20 protein-coding genes and 1 pseudogene are annotated in these 22,100 nt (G+C 64.6%); 19 read left to right on the forward strand and 2 right to left on the reverse strand.

The features are described from left to right. The first annotated feature begins 357 nt into the window (after nucleotides 1-357). The 16 genes and pseudogenes from rpsB (at nucleotide 358) to C9I57_RS16395 (ending at nucleotide 16,458) form a co-directional block, all read left to right on the forward strand. Nucleotides 358-1,107, forward strand: a complete 750-nt coding sequence (gene rpsB / locus C9I57_RS16320) for a 30S ribosomal protein S2 (RefSeq protein WP_018444198.1) — start codon at nucleotides 358-360, stop codon at nucleotides 1,105-1,107. Nucleotides 1,108-1,190: 83 nt separating this feature from the next. After that, entirely contained in the window at nucleotides 1,191-2,072 is an 882-nt protein-coding gene (gene tsf, locus C9I57_RS16325) for a translation elongation factor Ts (RefSeq protein ID WP_107151676.1), read from the forward strand. Between the two features lie 293 nt (nucleotides 2,073-2,365). Continuing rightward, complete coding sequence (gene pyrH / locus C9I57_RS16330; protein WP_107151677.1) at nucleotides 2,366-3,079, forward strand: UMP kinase; 714 nt, start codon at nucleotides 2,366-2,368, stop codon at nucleotides 3,077-3,079. Between the two features lie 93 nt (nucleotides 3,080-3,172). After that, a complete protein-coding gene (gene frr / locus C9I57_RS16335) occupies nucleotides 3,173-3,733 on the forward strand; it encodes a ribosome recycling factor (protein WP_026230331.1) in 561 nt (186 codons plus the stop codon). Between the two features lie 67 nt (nucleotides 3,734-3,800). Continuing rightward, a complete protein-coding gene (gene uppS, locus C9I57_RS16340) occupies nucleotides 3,801-4,583 on the forward strand; it encodes a polyprenyl diphosphate synthase (RefSeq protein ID WP_107151678.1) in 783 nt (260 codons plus the stop codon). Next, the gene (locus C9I57_RS16345; RefSeq protein ID WP_107151679.1) at nucleotides 4,577-5,398 is read left to right on the forward strand and encodes a phosphatidate cytidylyltransferase; all 822 of its coding nucleotides are present in this window, start codon (nucleotides 4,577-4,579) and stop codon (nucleotides 5,396-5,398) included. Before uppS ends, C9I57_RS16345 begins: the two co-directional genes overlap by 7 nt. Before the next feature lie 66 nt (nucleotides 5,399-5,464). Next, a complete protein-coding gene (locus tag C9I57_RS16350) occupies nucleotides 5,465-6,703 on the forward strand; it encodes a 1-deoxy-D-xylulose-5-phosphate reductoisomerase (RefSeq protein WP_107151680.1) in 1,239 nt (412 codons plus the stop codon). A 7-nt stretch (nucleotides 6,704-6,710) separates the two neighbouring features. Further along, the gene (rseP, locus tag C9I57_RS16355; RefSeq protein ID WP_107151681.1) at nucleotides 6,711-8,087 is read left to right on the forward strand and encodes an RIP metalloprotease RseP; all 1,377 of its coding nucleotides are present in this window, start codon (nucleotides 6,711-6,713) and stop codon (nucleotides 8,085-8,087) included. Between the two features lie 71 nt (nucleotides 8,088-8,158). Beyond that, nucleotides 8,159-10,462 carry an outer membrane protein assembly factor BamA gene (gene bamA / locus C9I57_RS16360; RefSeq protein WP_107151682.1) on the forward strand — a complete coding sequence of 768 codons (2,304 nt, stop codon included), beginning with the start codon at nucleotides 8,159-8,161 and terminating at the stop codon, nucleotides 10,460-10,462. Between the two features lie 34 nt (nucleotides 10,463-10,496). After that, nucleotides 10,497-11,036, forward strand: a complete 540-nt coding sequence (locus C9I57_RS16365) for an OmpH family outer membrane protein (RefSeq protein ID WP_181321858.1) — start codon at nucleotides 10,497-10,499, stop codon at nucleotides 11,034-11,036. 20 nt (nucleotides 11,037-11,056) lie between these two features. Beyond that, nucleotides 11,057-12,130 carry a UDP-3-O-(3-hydroxymyristoyl)glucosamine N-acyltransferase gene (gene lpxD / locus C9I57_RS16370; RefSeq protein WP_107151684.1) on the forward strand — a complete coding sequence of 358 codons (1,074 nt, stop codon included), beginning with the start codon at nucleotides 11,057-11,059 and terminating at the stop codon, nucleotides 12,128-12,130. An 81-nt stretch (nucleotides 12,131-12,211) separates the two neighbouring features. Further along, the gene (fabZ, locus tag C9I57_RS16375) at nucleotides 12,212-12,673 is read left to right on the forward strand and encodes a 3-hydroxyacyl-ACP dehydratase FabZ (RefSeq protein ID WP_018444209.1); all 462 of its coding nucleotides are present in this window, start codon (nucleotides 12,212-12,214) and stop codon (nucleotides 12,671-12,673) included. 16 nt (nucleotides 12,674-12,689) lie between these two features. Then, nucleotides 12,690-13,478, forward strand: coding sequence for an acyl-ACP--UDP-N-acetylglucosamine O-acyltransferase (gene lpxA, locus C9I57_RS16380; protein WP_107151685.1), 789 nt, complete (start codon nucleotides 12,690-12,692; stop codon nucleotides 13,476-13,478). After that, complete coding sequence (gene lpxB, locus C9I57_RS16385) at nucleotides 13,479-14,648, forward strand: lipid-A-disaccharide synthase (protein ID WP_107151686.1); 1,170 nt, start codon at nucleotides 13,479-13,481, stop codon at nucleotides 14,646-14,648. Between the two features lie 128 nt (nucleotides 14,649-14,776). Beyond that, nucleotides 14,777-15,493 (forward strand): annotated as a pseudogene (gene rnhB / locus C9I57_RS16390) (ribonuclease HII); the annotation flags it as partial. A 185-nt stretch (nucleotides 15,494-15,678) separates the two neighbouring features. Further along, the gene (locus C9I57_RS16395) at nucleotides 15,679-16,458 is read left to right on the forward strand and encodes a TrmH family RNA methyltransferase (RefSeq protein WP_107151687.1); all 780 of its coding nucleotides are present in this window, start codon (nucleotides 15,679-15,681) and stop codon (nucleotides 16,456-16,458) included. A 31-nt stretch (nucleotides 16,459-16,489) separates the two neighbouring features. On the opposite strand, the gene ppsR is transcribed toward C9I57_RS16395, so the two are convergent. Beyond that, entirely contained in the window at nucleotides 16,490-17,308 is an 819-nt protein-coding gene (ppsR, locus tag C9I57_RS16400; protein ID WP_107151688.1) for a posphoenolpyruvate synthetase regulatory kinase/phosphorylase PpsR, read from the reverse strand. 255 nt (nucleotides 17,309-17,563) lie between these two features. On the opposite strand from ppsR, the gene ppsA reads away from it, so the two are divergent. From ppsA to C9I57_RS16415, 3 genes are all read left to right on the forward strand, one after another. Beyond that, complete coding sequence (gene ppsA / locus C9I57_RS16405) at nucleotides 17,564-19,972, forward strand: phosphoenolpyruvate synthase (RefSeq protein ID WP_107151689.1); 2,409 nt, start codon at nucleotides 17,564-17,566, stop codon at nucleotides 19,970-19,972. 168 nt (nucleotides 19,973-20,140) lie between these two features. Further along, nucleotides 20,141-20,611, forward strand: coding sequence for an NfeD family protein (locus C9I57_RS16410; protein ID WP_107151690.1), 471 nt, complete (start codon nucleotides 20,141-20,143; stop codon nucleotides 20,609-20,611). A gap of 5 nt (nucleotides 20,612-20,616) precedes the next feature. Continuing rightward, a complete protein-coding gene (locus C9I57_RS16415) occupies nucleotides 20,617-21,555 on the forward strand; it encodes an SPFH domain-containing protein (RefSeq protein WP_107151691.1) in 939 nt (312 codons plus the stop codon). 60 nt (nucleotides 21,556-21,615) lie between these two features. Here the strand turns inward: C9I57_RS16415 and smpB are convergent, their stop codons facing one another. Next, nucleotides 21,616-22,062, reverse strand: a complete 447-nt coding sequence (smpB, locus tag C9I57_RS16420; protein ID WP_018444218.1) for an SsrA-binding protein SmpB — start codon at nucleotides 22,060-22,062, stop codon at nucleotides 21,616-21,618. Between the last annotated feature and the right edge of the window lie 38 nt (nucleotides 22,063-22,100).

Here is a 22,100-nt window from a genome sequence, read left to right on the forward strand (position 1 = left end):
CCTATGCCCGGCCGCGCGCCTTCGCCGCACCGGTTTCGAGTACGGTGACGGCAAGGTTGGCACTCCCAGTCTGGCCTTGAGGCACCTCGGGCCTTGAGGCACCTCGGGCGGGCGTGCTATACTCTCGGGCTAGTCGTCGAGTGGAAGTTCGACCCGATTCAATTCGGATTTGAATGGATTGGATGGAGTCGGGACATTCTGTCGGCGGCTGATTCGCAAGCCGGGGCATCCAAGGGTGCCGGTTGCGACGAGCGCGTAGTCCGCTGCGAGCGGGCGGGCTTTCCCGATGCGGGAGGCAGCGCGCGAGCGCGACCGGTGCGGCAGCCGGCTTAAGTCCCAACCCTCGTGGAGAATTTCATGGCAGTCACCATGCGTCAGATGCTGGAAGCCGGCGTCCATTTCGGACACCAGACGCGCTTCTGGAACCCCAAGATGGCCCCGTTCATTTTCGGCCATCGCAACAAGATTCACATCATCAACCTCGAAAAGACGCTGCCGATGTACAACGACGCACTGAAGTACGTGCGTCAGCTGGCGGCGAATCGCGGCACGATCCTCTTCGTCGGCACGAAGCGTCAGTCGCGCGACACGATCGCGGAAGAGGCGGCGCGCGCCGGCATGCCGTACGTGAACCAGCGCTGGCTCGGCGGCATGCTGACCAACTTCAAGACGCTCAAGCAGTCCATCAAGCGTCTGAAGGACATGGAAACCGCGGTCGAGGCGGGTGAGCTCGAGCGCATGAGCAAGAAGGAAGCGTTGCTGTTCGAACGCGAAATCGCCAAGCTGCAGAAGTCGATCGGCGGTGTGAAGGACATGGGCGGGATTCCGGACGCGATCTTCGTGGTCGACGTCGGCTATCACAAGATCGCCGTGACCGAAGCAAACAAGCTCGGCGTGCCGGTGATTGCCGTTGTCGATACGAACCACTCCCCCGAGGGCGTCGACTACGTGATCCCGGGCAACGACGATGCAAGCAAGGCCGTGGCGCTTTACGCGCAAGGCGTGGCCGATGCGATCCTCGAAGGCCGTGCGAACGCGGTGAATGAAGTCGTGCAAGCCGTGCGCGGCGACGGCGACGAGTTCGTCGAGGTCAACGGGGAAGCGTAACGCAATCCCTCAGCCGGCAAAAAAGGGGGCTTCTCAAAGGCCCCCTTTTTTTAAGTTACGAGACAAGTCTCAAGGAGCGAATGATGGCGGCAATTACCGCAAGCATGGTGGCAGAACTGCGCGCGAAAACCGACGCGCCGATGATGGAATGCAAGAAGGCGCTGACCGAAGCGGACGGCGACATGGGGCGTGCCGAAGAGCTGCTGCGCGTGAAGCTCGGCAACAAGGCGAGCAAGGCCGCTTCGCGCGTGACGGCGGAAGGCGTCATCGCTGCGTTCGTGAGCGGCGGCAAGGGCGCGCTCGTCGAGCTCAACTGCGAAACGGACTTCGTGGCGAAGAACGACGATTTCAACGCGTTCGCCAAGCAAGTGGCCGAGCTCGTGGTCCAGCAAAACCCGGCCGACGTCGCGGCGCTGTCGGCGCTGACGCTCGACGGCCAGCCCGTCGACGCCGTGCGCCTGGCGCTCGTCGGCAAGATCGGCGAAAACCTGTCGATCCGTCGTTTCGTGCGCTACGAGACCGCGAACAAGCTGGCGACCTACCTGCACGGCACGCGTATCGGCGTGATCGTCGAGTACACGGGCGCGGAAGAGCAGGTCGGCAAGGACGTCGCGATGCACGTGGCCGCGATGAAGCCGGTCTCGGTGTCGGCCGACGACGTTCCGGCCGAGCTCATTGCCAAGGAGCGCAGCATCGCCGAGCAGAAGGCGGCCGAATCGGGCAAGCCGGCCGAAATCGTCGCGAAGATGGTCGAAGGCAGCGTGCAGAAGTACCTGAAGGAAGTGTCGCTGTTGAACCAAACGTTCGTGAAGAATGACAAACAGACAGTCGAGCAGATGCTGAAGGCGGCTGGCTCGTCGGTTCAGCGGTTCGCGCTCTTCGTCGTCGGCGAAGGGATCGAAAAGCGGCAGGACGATTTCGCCGCCGAAGTGGCCGCGCAGGTCGCCGCGGCGCGTCAACAGTAAAGCAGGACGGCGGCGGGCGCCAGGCCGGGAGCAGTGCTTGCGCGGCTTTCGCCAGCCGCGCCTAAGCGGCCTGGCGCTCGCCCGGGACATCACGCGGGCGGGCGTTCGTGGTTGCCGTTACGGGTTAACCCGAGTGTCCGGCGGCGAAACGTGCGTTTCGGCGCCTCTCGCGCGGGACCACGCGGCACACGGCAAGGCGGGCATGCAGGAGGCGCCGGCGCTTGCTCCAATTCAGGTTTCACCCCTACAGTTCCACATTGTTGTCATCTCCTTCGGCGCGATCGGATACCGCTATGCCCACAGCCTACAAACGCGTTCTTCTCAAACTCTCCGGTGAAGCTTTGATGGGCGAAGATGCCTTCGGCATCAACCGCGCGACGATCGAAAGAATGGTGACGGATATCGCCGAGGTGGTGCACCTCGGCACGCAGCTGGCGGTGGTGATCGGCGGCGGCAACATCTTTCGCGGCGTAGCGGGCGGTGCGGCCGGCATGGACCGCGCGACGGCCGATTACATGGGCATGCTGGCGACGATGATGAACGCGCTCGCGCTGCAGGATGCCATGCGTCATGCGGGCATCGAGGCGCGCGTCCAATCGGCGCTGCGCATGGATCAGGTCGTCGAGCCGTACATCCGCCCGCGAGCGATTCGCCAGCTCGAGGAAGGCAAGGTCGTGATCTTCGCGGCCGGCACGGGCAACCCGTTCTTCACGACCGATACGGCGGCGGCGTTGCGCGGCTCGGAGATCGGCGCGGAAGTCGTTCTGAAAGCAACCAAAGTGGACGGCGTATACTCCGCGGACCCGAACAAGGACCCGACGGCCACACGCTATTCCACGATCAGCTTCGACGAAGCGATCGGCCGCAACCTGCAGGTCATGGATGCGACCGCGTTTGCGCTGTGCCGCGATCAAAAGCTGCCGATCCGTGTGTTTTCGATCGTTAAACCCGGCGCATTGAAGCGCATCGTACAAGGTGAGGACGAGGGTACGCTCGTCCACGTGTAAACTCTCGCAGGGACGCGGGCGCGCCTCGCGCCAGCGGCGTTTGAGGCCGCTGGCGCGGCCGGCCCGTACTGCCATGAAGGTTCGGAGGTCCAAATGAGTGTCGCAGAGATAAAGAAGAGCGTCGATCAGAAAATGCAGCGCTCGATCGAGGCGTTCAAGAGCGATCTGGCCAAGATTCGCACGGGGCGCGCGCATACCGGGCTCCTCGATCACATCCAGGTCGATTATTACGGCTCGAACGTGCCGATTTCCCAGGTCGCGAATCTGACGCTCATCGACGCGCGCACGATCGGCGTGCAGCCGTGGGAGAAGAAGATGGTCGCCGTCGTCGAGAAGGCGATTCGCGAATCGGATCTCGGTCTGAATCCGGCCACGCAGGGCGATTTGATCCGCGTGCCGATGCCGGCGCTCACCGAGGAGCGTCGCCGCGAGCTGACGAAAGTCGTGAAGAGCGAGGGCGAAACGGCTAAAGTCGCCGTGCGCAATCTGCGCCGCGACGCGAACGAGCAGCTGAAGAAGCTCGTGAAGGACAAGGAAATCTCGGAAGACGACGAGCGCCGCGCCGGCGATGAAGTCCAGAAGCTGACCGACAAATACGTCGCGGAAATCGACAAGCTCGTTCATACGAAGGAAGCCGAGATCATGACCGTCTGAGGTCCCTCCGGGTCTCGACCGACTCGTCGGATCTCACTCTTTCCAGCAGTTTTTCGTATCGGCGGCCATGACATATACCAGCTCAACTGTTCGCGTGCCTGATGTCGCGGCGGTCCCGCGCCACATCGCGATCATCATGGATGGCAACGGGCGCTGGGCAACGCAGCGCCGCTTGCCGCGCGTGGCCGGCCATACGCGCGGCGTCGATGCCGTGCGCGCCTGCGTCGAAGCATGCGCGCGAGCCGGCGTCGAATATCTGACGCTCTTCGCGTTCAGCTCCGAAAACTGGCGCCGGCCCGTCGAAGAGGTCTCGTTCCTCATGCGTCTCTTCGTGACGGCGCTCGAGCGCGAAGTCGGGAAGTTGCACGCGAACGGCATCCGCCTGCGCGTGATCGGCGACCTCTCGCAATTCGATTCGCGCATTCAGGACCTCATTCGCCGGGCCGAAACGAAAACGGCCGGCAATAAGCGCCTCACGCTGACGATCGCGGCGAACTACGGCGGTCGCTGGGACATTCTGCAGGCGGCCCGGAAAGTCGCCGAGCAGGCCGCGCGCGAAGGCAGCGCCGGCGTCATCGACGAGCAGGCATTCGCCGAGCACCTGGCGATGGCCTACGCGCCCGAGCCGGACCTTTTCATCCGTACCGGCGGCGAAACGCGCATCAGCAACTTTTTGCTCTGGCAACTGGCTTACACGGAACTCTACTTCACCGACACGTTCTGGCCCGATTTCAACGCCGATACGTTGGCCGACGCCATCGCCTCCTTCGGGCGGCGCGAGCGCCGGTTCGGCCGGACGAGCGCTCAGCTCGAGCCGCAATCGCAGGACGCCGATTCGCTCCCATGCTGAAGACCCGTGTCGTCACAGCCGTCGTGCTGCTGGCGGTGTTCGTTCCGGTGACGCTCTATGCGCCGGCGGCCGGGTTCGGCGCGCTGATTGGGCTCGTGGTCGTACTGGCGGCCTGGGAATGGGCACGTCTTTTGAATCTCACCGGCATGACGGCGGTGGGCTATGCCGCGCTTGCAGCGCTCGCGGTACTCGCGAGCACGAGGCTCGGCCCCGGGATGCGCGCCGCGCGGCCTCTATTCGAGGCGGCGGCGGTATTCTGGCTGCTGACGGGGCCGTTCGTGCTCGCACGCAAGCCGCGGCTCGCGCACGGCGCATGGCGCGTCTTTTTGTTTGTGGCCGGGATCGTCGTGTTCACGGCGTGCTGGCATGCGCTCGTCGTGGCGCGCGCGATCGGCGTATCGTTTGTCCTGTCGATACTGATCGTCGTCTGGCTCGCCGACATCGGCGCATACTTTTCGGGCAAGGCATTCGGAAAACACAAGCTGGCGCCCGCGATCAGCCCCGGCAAGACGTGGGAGGGGGCCTTCGGCGGCTGGATCGCCGTTATCGTCGTAGGGGTGGCCGCGCTCGCCACGCATGCGCTCGCGCCAACGCTTTTCACGACGCTCGGCGCACGCCTCGGATGGGCGCGCGCGGTGCTCGTGCTGACGCTCATCGTCGCGTTCAGCATCGTCGGCGACCTGTTCGAATCGATGCTGAAGCGTCAGGCCGGCGTAAAGGACTCGAGCGGCCTGCTACCGGGGCACGGTGGCGTGCTGGACCGTGTCGATGCATTGCTGCCGGCGCTGCCGCTCGCGATGCTCTTCATCGGCTAGCGCGCTGCGTCGGAGGATGAGGGTTAGGGCTTCAGTCAAGCTGCGCTGAGGCCTCGGGAAAGAGATATGAAAAAACGTTTGACACTGCTCGGTTCCACGGGCTCGATCGGCGACAGCACGCTCGACGTCGTCGCCCGCCACCCGGAACGCTTCGAGGTCCACGCGCTGACGGCCCATCGCAACGGCGAGAAGCTCGTCGCGCAATGCCTGAAATTCCAGCCCGATGTCGCGGTGGTCGGCGATGCCGATACGGCGGCGAGCGTCGAGGTGCAACTGCGCGCCGCCGGCTCGGCCACGCAAGTGGCCTACGGCCAGGAGGCGCTCGTCGAGGTGGCGAAAAGCGCCGCCTGCGATACGGTGGTGGCGGCGATCGTCGGCGCCGCGGGTCTCGCGCCGACGCTCGCGGCGGCCATGGCGGGCAAGCGGATTCTGCTCGCGAACAAGGAAGCGCTCGTCATGTCGGGCGCGATCTTCATGGATGCCGTGCACGATCACGGCGCGACGCTTTTGCCCGTCGACAGCGAGCACAACGCCATTTTCCAATGCTTGCCGCGCGAGGTGGCGTCGGGCGGCGCTCCGCTGCACGGCGGTGTCGCGAAGATCATTTTGACTGCGTCGGGCGGGCCGTTTCGGACGCGCGATCCGGCGACACTCACCGACGTGACGCCCGACGAGGCCTGCAAGCACCCGAACTGGGTCATGGGCCGCAAGATTTCGGTCGATTCGGCGACGATGATGAACAAGGGCCTCGAAGTCATCGAGGCGCACTGGCTGTTCGATTTGCCCGGCGAGCGTATCGACGTGCTGATCCATCCGCAGAGCGTGATTCATTCGCTCGTCTCCTATGCGGACGGCTCGGTCCTCGCCCAACTCGGCAATCCCGACATGCGCACGCCGATCGCTCACGCGCTTGCGTTTCCGGAACGCGTCGATTCAGGCGTCCCGCAGCTCGACCTGGCCCAGGTCGCATCGCTCTCGTTCGAGAAGCCCGACTATGAGCGCTTTCCGTGTCTCGCGCTCGCGATGCAGGCGCTAGCCGCCGGCGGCGTCGCGAGCGCGGCGCTCAATGCCGCGAACGAGGTGGCCGTCGAGGCGTTCCTCACGCGGCGCATCGCGTTCACGACGATCGCGGAGACGGTTGCCGCCGTGCTCGACGCGCTGCCGAACCGCACCCCGAACGGTCTTCCGGACGTGCTCGACGCCGACGCCGCGGCGCGGCGCGCGGCGCTCGATTTCATCGCGGCGCGATCGGCCGCCGGCCGTCGACCCAACAGCGCCGGCTCCGCCGATCGCGCGGTGCAGTGAGGCATCGATGAACGTGCTGATCGAAATCGCCGCATTCGCCGTCGCGATCGGCGTGCTGGTGGTCGTACACGAGTACGGGCACTTCAGCGTCGCGCGACTGTGCGGCGTCAAGGTGCTGCGGTTTTCGATCGGCTTCGGCAGCCCGCTCGTGCGCTGGGTCGGCAAAAAGAGCGGGACGGAGTGGACGATTTCGGCGTTGCCGCTAGGCGGGTACGTGAAGATGCTCGACGAGCGCGACCCTGGTCCGGGCATCGACGAGAAGGATCTGCCGTTCGCGTTCAACCGCCAATCCGTGGTGAAGCGCATCGCGATCGTGCTGGCCGGTCCGCTTGCGAACTTCGTGCTGGCGATCGTGCTGTTCGCGGTCGTCTTCGCGACGGGCGTCGTCGAGCCGACGGCGACGCTGGCGACGCCGCCGGCCGGCACCGTCGCCGCGCGCGCGGGTTTCGAAGGCGGCGAGACGATCCTCTCGATCGGCGACGAAAACGGCGCGGATATCGAGCCCGTGCGGTCGTGGTCGGACTTGCGCTGGAAGCTGCTCGATGCCGCCTTCGATCACCGGCGCGTGGTCATGCGGGCGCGCGACGGGCACGGCGTCTACGACTTTCAGGTCGACCTCAGCAAGGTTTCCGATCGCGACGTCGACGACGATTTCATGTCGAAACTCGGCTTCGACGAAGGCGGGACGCTCTCGGTCGCCGCCGTCGAGCCCGGCAGCGCGGCCGCGCGCGCAGGCCTTGCGCCGGGGGATTCGCTGCGCGGCGTCGATGGCCGGCGCGTCGATGGGGCTCAGGCGTTCATTGCCTATGTCAAGTCGCACGCCGGGCGCCCGATCGTCCTCAGGATCGAGCGTGGCGGCGCAACGAAGGAACCGATCGCCGTGACGATCACGCCCGAAGCGCGCCGCGATCGCGAGACGGGCCTCGAGGTCGGCCGCATCGGCGCCGCGCTCGCGACCAAAGTGTCGACGGTCGACGTCCGCTATGGCCCGCTGGAGAGCGTCGCGCGCGGCGCGCGGCGCACCTGGGAGATCGGCGTGTACTCGCTGCGGATGTTCGGGCGGATGCTGACGGGCGAGGCCTCGATCAAGAATCTGTCGGGTCCCGTGACGATCGCCGACTATGCAGGCAAGAGCGCGCGCCTCGGATGGGAGCCTTTCCTGTCCTTTCTTTCGCTCGTGAGCATCAGCCTCGGCGTGTTGAACTTATTGCCGATTCCGGTATTGGACGGGGGGCATCTGTTATATTATTTGGTTGAAGCCGCGACCGGCAAGGCTGTATCGGAACGCTGGCAGCTCGTTTTGCAAAGAGCCGGCCTCGTTTGCATCGTCGCCTTGTCGGCCATCGCGCTATTCAACGATCTGGCTCGGTTAATCCACTTCTAATGCGTCCGGCGGCTCCTGTCCTCGGCAGGCCGCTCAAGGATGGTTGCAGCTAAAAATACTGGGGATGCACGTTGTTGAAACCTCATCGCTTTGCTCGTAATACCGTCGCGGCCGCGGCGCTCGCCGCTCATGGGCTCGTCGCTCATGCAACGACGCCTTTCGTGGTGAAAGACATCCGAATCGAAGGGCTGCAACGGATCGAACCCGGCACGGTGTTCGCCTACCTGCCGATCAAGCAAGGCGATACGTTCACGGACGACAAGGCATCGGAGGCCATTCGCGCACTCTATGCGACGGGTTTCTTCAACGACGTACGCATTTCGACCGAAGGCCAGATCGTCGTCGTGAACGTGATCGAGCGGCCCGCTATCGCCTCGATCGACTTCTCGGGGCTGCACGAGTTCGAGAAGGATGCGCTGTTGAAGGCGTTGAAGACCGTCGGCTTGTCGCAGGGGCGCTATTACGACAAGTCGCTCGTCGATCGCGCGGAGCAGGAGTTGAAGCGCCAATATTTGACGCGCGGCTTTTACGCGGCCGAAGTGACGACGACGGTCACGCCGCTCGACCAGAACCGTGTGTCGGTTCTGTTCTCCGTGGCCGAAGGGCCGAAAGCCAAGATTCGCCAGGTCAACTTCGTCGGCAACCACGCATTCAGCACGAGCACGCTGCGCGACGAAATGCAGCTCTCCACGCCGAACTGGTTCTCGTGGTACACGAAGAACGACCTCTATGCGAAGGACAAGCTGACGACCGACCTCGAAAACGTCCGCAAGTACTATCTGAACCGCGGCTACCTCGAGTTCAACATCGAGTCGACGCAGGTCTCGATCTCGCCCGACAAGAAAGACATGTACCTCACGCTGACGGTGCATGAGGGCGAGCCCTATACGATTTCGAGCATCAAGCTCGCCGGCAATCTGCTCGATCGCGGGCCGGAGCTGCAAAAGCTCATCAAGATCAAGCCGGGCGAGCGTTTCTCGGCCGACAAGCTGCAGGCCACCACGAAGGCGATCGTCGACAAGCTGGGCGAGTACGGCTATGCGTTCGCGACCGTCAATGCGCAGCCCGATATCGATCAGCAGCACCACAAAGTGGCCCTGACGCTGCAGGTCGACCCGAGCCGGCGCGTCTATGTGCGGCGCGTCAACATCACCGGCAACACGCGCACGCGCGACGAGGTGATCCGCCGCGAGATGCGCCAGCTCGAAAGCTCGTGGTTCGATTCGAGCCGCCTCGCGCTCTCGAAAGACCGCATCAACCGGCTCGGCTACTTCACCGATGTCGACGTGACCACGGTGCCCGTCGAGGGCACGGCGGACCAGGTCGACGTCGACGTGAAGGTGGCCGAGAAGCCGACGGGCGCGATCACGCTCGGTGCCGGCTTCTCGTCGACGGATAAGGTCGTGCTGTCGGCCGGCGTCTCGCAGGACAACGTGTTCGGCTCGGGCACGAGCCTCTCGGTCAACGTCAATACGGCGCGCACTTACCGGACGCTGACGGTCACGCAAGTCGATCCGTACTTCACGGTGGACGGCATCAAGCGAATCACGGATGTCTACTACCGCACCACCGAGCCGCTCTATTACTCGACGACTTCGAGCTTTCGGATCATCACGGCGGGCGGCGACCTGAAATTCGGCATACCGTTCTCCGAAGTGGATACCGTCTACTTCGGCGCGGGCTTCGAGCAGAACCGGCTCGATACGGATTCCAACACGCCGCAAAGCTATAAGGACTACGTGAGCTCGTTCGGGCGCGTCTCGAACAACATTCCGCTGACCGTCGGCTGGTCCCGGGACGCGCGCGACAGCGCGCTCGTGCCGAGCCGCGGCTACTACACGCAGGCGAACGCCGAATACGGCACGCCGATCGGCGCGACCGAGTACTACAAGGCCGACGTGCAGGCGCAGTACTACTACTCGTTCGCGCGCGGCTTCGTGCTCGGCCTGAACCTCCAGGGCGGCTACGGCAACGGCCTCGGCGGCAAGCCTTTCCCGATCTTCAAGAACTACTTCGCGGGCGGTATCGGCTCGGTGCGGGGCTACGAGCCGAGTTCGCTCGGTCCGCGCGACCAAACGACGGGCGACCCGATCGGCGGCTCGCGGATGGTCGTCGGCAACATCGAGCTGACGTTCCCGCTGCCGGGCACCGGCTACGACCGCACGCTGCGCGTCTTCACGTTCCTGGACGGCGGCAACGTCTGGGGCAGCTTGGGCAACAGCACGGGGGCGAACGGCCTGCGGTACGGCTATGGTGTCGGTCTTGCCTGGATCTCGCCGATCGGCCCGCTGAAGCTGAGCCTCGGCTTCCCGCTCCAGAAACATACGGGCGACCAATACCAGAAGTTCCAGTTCCAGATCGGGACGGCGTTCTGATCGCGTCGGCTCAAACAGCATCGAGAGGAAGATTTTGCTAACCGGTTCGTTTTCGAAACGCTTGATGTGCGCCGCGACGTTGATCGCCGCGCTCGGTGCGGGCAGCGCGCAGGCGGTCGGCCAGGAAGCGCGCATCGCGGCCGTCAACTCCGATCGCATCCTGCGCGAATCGGCTGCCGCGCAAGTTGCGCAGAAGAAGCTCGAGGCCGAGTTCGCGAAGCGGGACAAGGATCTGCGCGATATGGCGCAGCGGCTGAAGACGATGTCGGATGCGCTCGATAAGAACGGCGCGTCGTTGTCGCCGGCCGAGCGGGCGGACAAGCAGCGCGACCTGTCGAATCTCGATAGCGATTTTCAGCGTAAGCGCCGCGAGTTCAACGAGGATCTGAACCAGCGCCGCAACGAAGAGCTCGCCGCCGTGCTCGACAAGGCCAACAAGGTCATCAAGCAGATCGCCGAGCAGCAGCATTACGATCTGATCGTGCAGGAAGCCGTCTACGTGAGCCCGCGCATCGACATCACCGATCAGGTGCTGAAGGCGCTCGCGGCATCGCAGCCGGCCGCAACGAACTGAACCGCGGGAGTCGCAGGGCAATGGCATTGACGCTGGAAGAAATCGCTCAGCGTTTCGGCGGTGAGATCGTAGGCGACGCCACGGTGCGCGTCGGCGGGCTGGCGCCGCTCGATCAGGCGCAACCGCATCAGCTCGCGTTTCTCGCCAATCCGAAGTACCTCGCGCAAGTGGAAGCGACGCGCGCGGGCGCGGTGCTCATCGCGCCGGCCGATCTCGAGAAGCTCTCGTCGCACGAAGGGCGTAGCTTCATCGTCACACCGAATCCTTACGCTTACTTCGCTCGCGTCGCGCAGATGTTCATCGATCTCGCGGCGCCGGCATTGCCGCACGGTGTGCATCCGAGCGCCGTCGTCGATCCTTCCGCGCAGGTGGCGAAAGGCGCCGTCATCGGTCCGCATGTCGTGATCGAAGCCGGTGCGATCGTCGACGAGGGCGTGCGGCTCGACGCGAACGTATTCGTCGGACGCGGCACGAGGATCGGCGAAGGCTCGCATCTTTACCCGAACGTGACCGTCTATCACGGCTGCAAGATCGGGCCGCGCGCGATCGTCCATGCGGGCGCCGTCATCGGCTCCGACGGGTTCGGTTTCGCTCCCGACTTCACCGGTGCCGGCGACGCGCGTACCGGCACCTGGGTCAAGATTCCTCAGGTCGGCGGCGTGACGATCGCGGCCGATGTCGAAATCGGCGCGAACACGACGATCGATCGCGGCGCGATGGCCGATACCGTCATCGAGGAGTGCGTCAAGATCGACAACCTCGTCCAGATCGGCCACAACTGCCGCATTGGGGCCTACACGGTGATCGCGGGCTGTGCCGGCATCGCGGGCAGCACGACGATCGGCAAGCACTGCATGATCGGCGGCGCGGTCGGCATCGCGGGGCACGTGACGCTCGGCGATTACGTGATCGTCACGGCGAAGTCCGGTGTATCCAAATCGTTGCCGAAGGCGGGCATCTACACGAGCGCTTTCCCGGCCGTCGAGCACGCGGAATGGAACAAGAGTGCCGCGCTGATGCGCAATCTCGACAAGCTGCGCGAGCGAATCAAGGCATTGGAGGCGGCAGTCGAAAAGCGCGACGGCGGCGCGTAGCCCAGTCATCGGCGGCGCGCGCACTTCGCCTGAAGTATCCGCAGTTATCATCCGCGCAGTCAGGCGTGGAGCAGACAGACCATGAGCACCGAAAAAATCAATCTCGACATTCACAAGATTCTTACCCTGCTGCCGCATCGCTATCCGATCTTGCTCGTCGATCGGGTGCTCGAGCTGGAGCCGCACAAGAGCATCAAGGCGCTCAAGAACGTGTCGATCAACGAGCCCTATTTCATGGGGCATTTCCCGCAACGACCGGTGATGCCGGGCGTGTTGATCCTCGAGGCGCTCGCTCAGACAGCGGCGCTGCTGACTTTCGCCGAGGAGCCGCACGATCCCACGAAGACGCTTTATTACTTCGTCGGCATCGACGGCGCGCGCTTCAAGCGTGTCGTCGAGCCGGGCGACCAGCTCATCCTGCATGCGTCGTTCGAGCGCTACATGCGCGGTATCTGGAAATTCAAGGCGCGCGCGGAAGTGGACGGCGTGACCGCCGCGGAAGCGGACCTCATGTGCACCGTGAAGCACACAGGCGATCAATAAGGAAGGGCCAAGCCGCATGAGCAAGATTCATCCCACCGCAATCGTGGAGGCCGGCGCCGAACTCGCCGACAATGTCGAGATCGGTCCGTACTCCATCGTCGGCGCGCATGTCGTGATCGGAGCAGGCACCGTCGTCGGCTCGCACAGCGTGATCGAAGGCCATACGACCCTCGGCGCGGCCAACCGGATCGGCCACTACGCGTCGATCGGCGGCCGGCCGCAGGACATGAAGTATCAGGGCGAGCCGACGCGCCTCGTCATCGGCGATCGCAATACGATCCGCGAGTTCACGACGATTCACACGGGCACGACGCAGGACGGCGGCGTGACGACGGTCGGCGACGACAACTGGATCATGGCGTATGTCCATATCGCGCACGACTGCCGTGTCGGCAGTCATGTGATCCTCTCGAACAACGCTCAGATGGCCGGACACGTGACTGTCGGCGATTGGGCGATCGTCGGTGCGATGTCGGGCGTCCATCAGTTCGTCAAGATCGGCGATCACGCCATGCTCGGTGGCGCGTCGGCCGTCGTGCAGGACGTGCCGCCGTTCGTCATGGCGGCCGGCAACAAGGCGGAGCCGCACGGCATCAACGTCGAAGGCTTGCGCCGCCGCGGCTTTTCGGCGGATTCGATCTCGGCGTTGCGCACGGCCTATCGTTTGCTCTACAAGAACGGCCTTTCGCTCGAAGACGCGAAGGCCCAGCTTGCCGAACTCGCGTCGGCGGGCGGCGATGGCGACGAGCATGTGCGCAAGCTGATTGCGTTCATCGAGACGTCGCAGCGCGGCATCATTCGCTAAATGCCGTTGGAGACGAGTCCGCTGCGCATCGCCCTGGTGGCGGGCGAGCCGTCGGGCGACTTGCTCGGGGGCGCGCTGCTGGGCGGCCTGGCGCGACGCTTGCCCGAAGAGACGCGCTACTACGGTATCGGCGGTCCGCGCATGATCGCTCACGGCTTCGAGGCGCATTGGCCGATGGAGAAGCTGACCGTACGCGGCTATGTCGAGGCGTTGCGGCACATCCCCGAAATCCTCGGCATTCGCGGCGAGCTCAAGCGTCAGCTGCTCGCCGAGCGGCCGAATGCGTTCATCGGTGTCGATGCCCCCGATTTCAATTTCGGACTCGAAGAGGCGCTACGCGCGGCAGGCATTCCCACGATCCACTTCGTCTGCCCATCGATCTGGGCCTGGCGCGGCGGCCGCATCAAGAAGATCGTCAAGGCCGTCGATCACATGCTCTGCGTGTTTCCATTCGAGATCGAACTGCTAGAGAAGGCGGGCGTGGCGGCCACCTATGTCGGCCATCCGCTTGCCGACGAAATTCCGCTCGAGCCCGATATGGCCGGCGCGCGCCGGGCGCTGGGCTTGCCCGAAGGCGGCGCCGTCATCGCCGTGCTGCCCGGCAGTCGGCGCTCCGAAATCGCGCTGATCGGTCCGACTTTCTTCGACACGATGGCGCTGATCCAGCAGCGTGAGCCGGGCGTTCGTTTCGTGATGCCGGCCGCGACCCCGGCGTTGCGCGCGTTGTTGCAGCCGCTCGTCGACGCGCACCCCGGGCTGGCGCTGACCCTCACCGATGGCGATGCGCAGCGCGCGATGACGGCCGCCGACGCGGTGCTCGTCAAGAGCGGCACAGTGACGCTGGAGGCCGCGCTGCTCAAAAAGCCAATGGTGATTTCGTACAAGGTGCCCTGGCTGACGGGGCAGATCATGCGGCGGCAGGGCTATCTGCCGTACGTCGGCCTGCCGAACATTCTCGCCGGGCGCTTCGTCGTGCCCGAGATCCTGCAGCACTTCGCGACACCGGAAGCGCTCGCCGACGCGACGCTGACGCAGTTGCACGACGAGGCGAATCGGCGCACGCTCGTCGACGTATTCACGCAGATGCACCACACGCTGCGGCGAAACACGGCGCAAAGCGCGGCCGAGGCCGTCGAGCGCGTGATCGAGGCAAGGAAGCTGCGCAGATGACGGCATCGGCAACGAAGCGGCGCACCGGCGTATCAGCCGCCGGCAAAGCGCCGGCGCGCAGCGCGGCGAAGCACGCGAAGGCGGATTCGAACCCGTCCGCCAGGTCCCCGGCATCGGCGAAGACGGCGATGAAAGCGACGACGAAAACAGGCAAGGCGGCAACCGTGAGAGCGGCCAAGCCCGCTCAGACCGCGCTCGATTTCGAGTCGCCGCTCGATATCGTCTGCGGCGTCGACGAAGCCGGCCGCGGGCCGCTGGCGGGACCGGTCGTCGCGGCGGCGGTGATTCTCGACCCAAAACGCCGCATTCGCGGGCTCGACGATTCGAAGGTCCTCAATGCGAAGACGCGCGAGGCGCTCTACAAGAAGATCGTCGAGCGCTCGATCGCCTATTGCGTCGCTTCCGCGAGCGTCGAGGAAATCGATACGCTCAACATCCTGCATGCGACGATGCTCGCAATGAAGCGCGCGGTAGAAGGGTTGGGCGTCACGCCGACGCTGGCCAAGATCGACGGCAACCGTTGTCCCACGCTGTCCGTGCGCAGCGAGGCGATCATCGGCGGCGATGCGCTTGTGCCCGCGATTTCGGCAGCGTCGATTCTGGCCAAGGTCACGCGCGATCGGATGTTGGCCGAGCTGCATGAGCAGTTTCCGGTCTACGGGTTCGATTCGCACGTCGGCTACAGCACGCCCCAGCATCTGGCCGCGCTGCTCGCGCACGGCCCCTGCGAGCATCATCGGCGCTCTTTCGCGCCCGTGCGCGAGGCGTACGAGCGGCTCGGCATTCGAGTGGAGCTGCCGCGGGGCGTCGCCGTCGTCGCACCGGCGACGATCGAGGAAGCGTTCGACCTCGTCGATGCCGATGCCGATGCCGACGCCGAGGCGGAGGCTGACGCCGCCGAGTTTGCGCGAGAGGCCGGCGCGTCCGACGCGGCACCTTTCGCGGATCTGGCCGCCGACGATACGGGCGGCGGCGCGGCCGTGGCCGGCAGCGACGCCGCGGCCACCGATCGCGACGCCGAGCGCCGCCCGTGAAAGCGATCACCTCGCGCGACAACCCCCTCTACAAGCGCTTGAAGGCGCTCGCCGGCTCGACGCACCAGCAGCGCAAGAGCGGCCACGCGTTGCTCGAGGGCTTTCATCTTGCGAGCGCTTATCTCGACGTAGCCGGCGAGCCCGAGACCTGCGTCGTGACCGACGAGGCCATGCGGCATGCGGAGGCACAGGCGATCGTCGGCCGCGTCGATCCATCGCGCGTCGTTACGCTGCCGGAGGCGCTTTTCGGCCAGGTTTCGAACGTGGTCAACGGCGTTGGGTTGCTTTTCGTCGTACCGAAGCTTGCGCCGGCATTGCCGGAGCGGATCGAGACGACCTGCGTCGTGCTCGATGGGGTGCAAGACGCCGGCAACGTCGGCTCCATTCTGCGCAGCGCGGCCGCGGCCGGCGTAAAGCAGGTGTTTTGCGGACCGGGGACCGCTTACGCGTGGTCGTCGAAAGTCTTGCGCTCGGGCATGGGCGCGCACTTTCTGCTCGACGTGCACGAGGACATCGAACCGCACACTTTGGTCGAGCGGCTGGCGGTGCCCGTGGCGATCACTGATTCTCACGCCGATGCGGCGCTTTACGACTGCGATCTGTCCGGGCCGGTTGCCTGGGTGTTCGGCAACGAAGGGGCGGGCGTCTCGCTCGCCTGGCGTGAAGCGGTGAGCTACCGGCTCACGATTCCGCAGCCGGGCGGCATGGAGTCGCTGAACGTGGCGGCGGCCGCGGCCGTCTGTCTTTTCGAGCAGTGCCGCCAGCGGCGCGGCTGAGCACTGCGCGTGTCCTGGTGTCCTGTCCCGCTCAATAAGCCGACCGATCGAGCTTGATTTCCTGCAAGATCGTGGTTGCGATTTCCTCGATCGATTTGTGCGTCGACGAAAGCCACTTGACGCCTTCGCGCCGCATCATCACCTCGGCCTCGTTGATCTCGTAGCGGCAATTCTCGAGCGCGGCGTACTTGCTGCCGGGGCGCCGCTCGTTGCGGATCTCGGACAGGCGTTGCGCGTCGATCGAGAGCCCGAACAGCTTGTCGCGGTGTTGCAAAAGCGGCGTCGGCAGCTTGCCGCGCTCGAAATCCTCGGGGATCAACGGATAGTTCGCCGCCTTCACGCCGTATTGCATCGCCAGATAGAGGCTCGTCGGCGTTTTGCCGCTGCGCGAGACGCCGATCAGGATGACGTCGGCTTCGGCAAGGTTCCGGTTCGATTGACCGTCGTCGTGGGCCAACGAGAAATTGATTGCCTCGATCCGCTTCTTGTACTCCTCCGTATCGGCGTTCTGGTGCCCGCGCCCGACGGCGTGCGTCGATTTCATGTCGAGTTCGAGCTCGAGCGGTTCGACGAACTGCTGGAAGATATCGAGCACGAGCGCGTTCGAGTTCTTCACGATCGAGTTCGACGAGCTATCGACGAGGGTCGTGAAGACGATCGGCCGGCGGCCGTCCAGCACGGCCGATTCGCTGATCTTTTCGACAGTCGCAAAGGCTTTGTCGGCCGAATCGACGAACGGCACGCGCACGAGGCGGAATTTTTGGTCGAACTGGGACAGGATCGAGTGCGCGAACGTTTCGGCAGTGATTCCAGTACCGTCGGAGACGATGAATACGGTGGGCGGCGGCATCGACAAAAGCTCGAGTGGGGAAGGCCGATCGGCCTTTTCAAAGATGAAGCGCGGCAATTATCGCGCCGCCGCCACCGTTTGGCGAGTCGGCACGGTAAAATAGCGACGAACCTGTTCGATAAGCCATTGCTATCAAAAGTCGCTGGCGATTGCTTATCGAACAGGTTGCGCACGATGCGCGGAGCCGGTTGCCCGGATTCCCGCATCCAAGCCCGCGTGCGCAGCCGAGAATTTTTTTCACACTTAGGGGCTTGTATGTCTAACGCAGCAAACGTCGTAAAGGACCAGGCGTATGTAATTCCGTTCGAGCAGTTGCGAATGACTGATGTCGAGATCGTCGGCGGCAAGAATGCGTCGCTCGGCGAGATGATCAGCCAGCTGGCCGAGGCGGGCGTTCGCGTGCCGACCGGCTTCGCAACGACCGCGCTCGCCTTTCGCGATTTCCTCGAGCATAACCAGTTGACCGAGCGGATCGCCGCACGGCTCGAATCGCTCGACATCGACGACGTGAAGGCGCTCGCGGCCGCGGGAAAGGAAATCCGGCAATGGATCGTGGACGCGCCGCTGCAGCCGCGCCTCGAAGCCGAGATTCGCGCCAATTTCGAGACGTTGCAAAAGAGCTCGCCCGAAGGGCTGTCCTTTGCCGTGCGCTCGTCGGCGACGGCCGAAGACTTGCCGGACGCGTCTTTCGCGGGCCAGCAGGAAACCTATCTGAACGTGGTCGGCATCGAGGAAGTGCTCGATCGCATGAAGCACGTCTTCGCGTCGCTCTATAACGACCGCGCGATCTCCTACCGCGTGCACAAAGGCTTTACGCATGCCGAGGTCGCGCTTTCGGCCGGCGTGCAGCGCATGGTGCGCTCCGATGTCGGCGCGGCCGGTGTGATGTTCACGCTCGATACCGAATCGGGCTTCAAGGATGCCGTCTTCATCACGTCGAGCTACGGTCTTGGCGAAACCGTGGTGCAAGGCGCGGTGAACCCGGACGAGTTCTACGTCTTCAAGACGACGCTGGCGCAGGGCAAGTACCCGATCATCCGGCGCTCGATCGGCTCGAAGCTGATCAAGATGGAGTTCACGCAGCCGGGCGAGCCGGGCCGCGTGAAGACGGTCGACGTGGCGCACGAGCAGCGCAATCGATTCTCGATCACCGACGACGATGTGATCGAGCTCGCGAAGTACGCCGTCATCATCGAGCAGCACTACAAGCGCCCGATGGACATCGAGTGGGGCAAGGACGGCCGCGACGGCAAGATCTTCATTTTGCAGGCACGTCCCGAGACCGTGAAGAGCCAGAACGCGGGCAAGGTCGAGCAGCGCTTCAAGCTGAAGGGGCAGTCGCAGGTGCTCGCAACGGGCCGCGCGATCGGCCAGAAGATCGGTGCGGGGCGCGTCTGCGTCATTCGCGACCCGTCTGAAATGGATCGCGTGCAACCGGGCGACGTGCTCGTCGCCGACATGACGGACCCGAACTGGGAGCCCGTCATGAAGCGGGCATCGGCGATCGTGACGAATCGCGGCGGGCGTACCTGCCATGCGGCAATCATCGCGCGAGAGCTCGGCGTGCCGGCCGTGGTCGGCTGCGGCGATGCCACCGACGTCCTGAAGGACGGCACGCTCGTGACGGTCTCATGCGCCGAGGGCGACGAGGGCAAGATCTACGACGGCCTGCTCGAAACGGAAGTGACCGAGATCGACCGCGGCGATCTGCCGCCGATTCCGGTCAAGATCGCGATGAACGTCGGCAATCCGCAGCTCGCGTTCGATTTCGCGCAGTTGCCGAGCGCCGGGGTCGGCCTCGCGCGGCTCGAGTTCATCATCAACAACAACATCGGCGTGCACCCGAAGGCGATCCTCGAGTATCCAAACGTCGATCCGGACTTGAAGAAGGCCGTCGAGAGCGTGGCGCGCGGCCATGCGTCGCCGCGCGCGTTCTATGTCGACAAGCTCGCCGAGGGCGTGGCGACGATCGCGGCCGCATTCTATCCGCGTCCCGTCATCGTGCGCCTGTCGGACTTCAAGTCGAACGAGTACAAGAAGCTGATCGGCGGCTCGCGTTATGAGCCGGACGAGGAAAACCCGATGCTCGGTTTCCGCGGCGCTTCGCGCTACGTCGCACAGGAGTTCGCTCAAGCGTTCGAGATGGAGTGCATCGCGCTCAAGCGTGTGCGCGAAGACATGGGGCTCACGAACGTCGAGATCATGGTGCCGTTCGTGCGGACGCTGAAGCAGGCCGAGCGCGTGATCGGGCTGCTCGCGAAGTTCGGCCTGAAGCGTGGCGTGAACGGCCTGCGCCTCATCATGATGTGCGAGATTCCGTCGAATGCGATTCTGGCCGAGCGGTTCCTCGAGCACTTCGACGGCTTCTCGATCGGCTCGAACGACCTGACGCAGCTGACGCTCGGGCTCGACCGCGATTCCGGCATGGAGCTGCTGGCCGCGGATTTCGACGAGCGCGACGATGCGGTCAAGTTCCTGTTGAAGCGCGCGATCGAAGCATGCCGGAGCCAGAACAAGTACGTCGGCATCTGCGGTCAGGGTCCTTCCGATCACCCGGACTTCGCGCAGTGGTTGACGGACGAGGGTATTTCGTCGATCTCGCTGAACCCGGACACGGTCATCGAGACATGGCAGGCGCTCGCAAAGGCTACGGCAACCAGTTGATCGGAATCGTCTGATTTCCTGCTTGCACGTCATCGGTGCAACGGCTTCATGCTATAACGCCTCGGTAGTAGGACCGGGGCGTTTTTTTATGGTGTGGCCGGCATCGACGAGCCGCGGCGGGGGCGTCCGCGGCCGCCTCCCGCCGCATCGGAAAAAGGGGAGACCGCTATGTCGCCGAGCGACTTTATCTGGTGGGTTGGCGCGGGGGCGCTGATCGTCGCCGAGCTGCTGACGGGGACGTTCTACCTGCTCATGATCGCGCTCGGCTTCATCGCCGGCGCGATCGCACACTGGGCGGGCGCGAGCGCGGCCGAGCAATACCTGGCCGCCGCGCTCGTCGCGCTGGCGGCCGTGATCGTGCTGCGGCGCTCTCGATTCGGGCGCCGCAAGGCGCGGCGCGACGCGTCGACGAATCCCGACGTCAATCCCGATATCGGCGCCACGCTCGAGGTTCATGCCTGGCACGACGGCCGTGCCCGCGTCCCATACCGTGGGGCCGAATGGGACGTGGAGCTCGCGCCCGGCGCGAGTGCCGATGCGCGCGTCTACGAGATCGCCGCCGTGCGGGCGAACCGCCTGATCGTCGTGGAGAAGAAGCCGGCGCGATCCGACCATCCTCTGTCAACAACGAAGGAGTAAAAAGAATGGACATAACCATCGTCGCGCCCGTGCTGCTCGTGGTCGTGATCGTGATCGCCGCGCAGACGATCAAGATCGTGCCGCAGCAGCATGCGTGGGTCGTCGAGCGGTTCGGCCGCTATCATGCGACGCTCGCGCCCGGCTTGAACCTCGTGCTGCCGTTCGTGGACCGCGTAGCCTACCGGCACGTTCTCAAGGAGATCCCGCTCGATGTGCCGGCGCAGGTCTGCATCACGCGTGACAACACGCAGCTGCAGGTGGACGGGGTGCTGTACTTCCAGGTCACGGACCCGATGAAGGCGTCGTATGGCTCGAGCAACTTCGTGCTCGCGATTACGCAGCTCGCGCAGACGACGCTGCGCTCGGTCATCGGCCGGCTCGAGCTCGACAAGACGTTCGAGGAGCGCGATCTCATCAACCGCAGTATCGTCGCGGCTCTCGACGAAGCCGCCGAGAGCTGGGGCGTGAAGGTACTGCGCTACGAGATCAAGGACCTGACGCCGCCGAAGGAAATTCTTCATGCGATGCAGGCGCAGATCACGGCCGAGCGCGAGAAGCGCGCGCTGATCGCCGCCTCCGAAGGCCGCAAGCAGGAGCAGATCAATATCGCGTCGGGCGGCCGCGAGGCGGCCATTCAGCGCTCGGAGGGCGACCGGCAGGCGGCGATCAATCAGGCGCAGGGCGAGGCCGCCGCGATTCTCGCCGTGGCCGAAGCGAACGCGCAGGCGATCAGGAAGATTGCCGAGGCGATTCAGTCGACGGGCGGCATGGACGCCGTGAACCTGAAAGTGGCGGAGCAGTATGTGAACGCGTTCGGGAATCTGGCCAAGGCGGGCAATTCGCTGATCGTCCCGGGCAATCTGTCGGATCTGAGCACGATGATCGCTTCGGCGCTCACGATCGTGAGCCGCGGCAAAAACGCGCAGGCTGCCGAAATCCGCTGAGTTCGGCGAAGGCCGGCGTTTCGGAGAAAGCTGGGCGCCGCGGCCGCGAGCGCCCCTTCGTCAGCCGGCGGTGCGCATGAGCCGCGCTTTTTCGCGCTCCCAGTCGCGCTTCTTTTCGGTTTCGCGCTTGTCGTGCAGCTTCTTTCCCTTGGCGAGACCGATTTCGCATTTCACGCGGCCCCCCTTGTAATGAAAGTTGAGCGGCACGAGCGTATAGCCACGCTGCTCGACCTTGCCGATGAGCTTCTTGATCTCGTCTGCGTGCAAAAGCAGCTTGCGCGTGCGCACGGGATCGGGGTTCACGTGCGTCGACGCTTCGGGCAGCGGACTGATGTGCGCGCCGATCAGAAAGAGCTCGGCGTCCTTCACCACCACGTAGCCCTCCTTGATCTGGGCGCGGCCGGCGCGCAGCGCCTTGACCTCCCATCCCTCTAGCACGAGCCCTGCCTCGTAGCGCTCTTCGATGAAGTAATCGAAGAAGGCTTTTCTGTTGTCGATGATGCTCATGAATGACCGGCGGCGAACTCGTTTAAAATCGCAATTTT

Source organism: Trinickia symbiotica (assembly GCF_003028655.1).
In the GTDB taxonomy this organism is placed as follows: domain Bacteria; phylum Pseudomonadota; class Gammaproteobacteria; order Burkholderiales; family Burkholderiaceae; genus Trinickia; species Trinickia symbiotica_A.

Coding starts and splice junctions, on each gene's coding strand:
- rpsB (WP_018444198.1), top strand. CDS start 358: ATGGCAGTCACCATGCGTCAGATGCTGGAAGCCGGCGTCCATTTCGGA.
- tsf (WP_107151676.1), top strand. CDS start 1,191: ATGGCGGCAATTACCGCAAGCATGGTGGCAGAACTGCGCGCGAAAACC.
- pyrH (WP_107151677.1), top strand. CDS start 2,366: ATGCCCACAGCCTACAAACGCGTTCTTCTCAAACTCTCCGGTGAAGCT.
- frr (WP_026230331.1), top strand. CDS start 3,173: ATGAGTGTCGCAGAGATAAAGAAGAGCGTCGATCAGAAAATGCAGCGC.
- uppS (WP_107151678.1), top strand. CDS start 3,801: ATGACATATACCAGCTCAACTGTTCGCGTGCCTGATGTCGCGGCGGTC.
- C9I57_RS16345 (WP_107151679.1), top strand. CDS start 4,577: ATGCTGAAGACCCGTGTCGTCACAGCCGTCGTGCTGCTGGCGGTGTTC.
- C9I57_RS16350 (WP_107151680.1), top strand. CDS start 5,465: ATGAAAAAACGTTTGACACTGCTCGGTTCCACGGGCTCGATCGGCGAC.
- rseP (WP_107151681.1), top strand. CDS start 6,711: ATGAACGTGCTGATCGAAATCGCCGCATTCGCCGTCGCGATCGGCGTG.
- lpxD (WP_107151684.1), top strand. CDS start 11,057: ATGGCATTGACGCTGGAAGAAATCGCTCAGCGTTTCGGCGGTGAGATC.
- fabZ (WP_018444209.1), top strand. CDS start 12,212: ATGAGCACCGAAAAAATCAATCTCGACATTCACAAGATTCTTACCCTG.
- lpxA (WP_107151685.1), top strand. CDS start 12,690: ATGAGCAAGATTCATCCCACCGCAATCGTGGAGGCCGGCGCCGAACTC.
- lpxB (WP_107151686.1), top strand. CDS start 13,479: ATGCCGTTGGAGACGAGTCCGCTGCGCATCGCCCTGGTGGCGGGCGAG.
- ppsR (WP_107151688.1), bottom strand. CDS start 17,308: ATGCCGCCGCCCACCGTATTCATCGTCTCCGACGGTACTGGAATCACT.
- ppsA (WP_107151689.1), top strand. CDS start 17,564: ATGTCTAACGCAGCAAACGTCGTAAAGGACCAGGCGTATGTAATTCCG.
- C9I57_RS16410 (WP_107151690.1), top strand. CDS start 20,141: ATGTCGCCGAGCGACTTTATCTGGTGGGTTGGCGCGGGGGCGCTGATC.
- C9I57_RS16415 (WP_107151691.1), top strand. CDS start 20,617: ATGGACATAACCATCGTCGCGCCCGTGCTGCTCGTGGTCGTGATCGTG.
- smpB (WP_018444218.1), bottom strand. CDS start 22,062: ATGAGCATCATCGACAACAGAAAAGCCTTCTTCGATTACTTCATCGAA.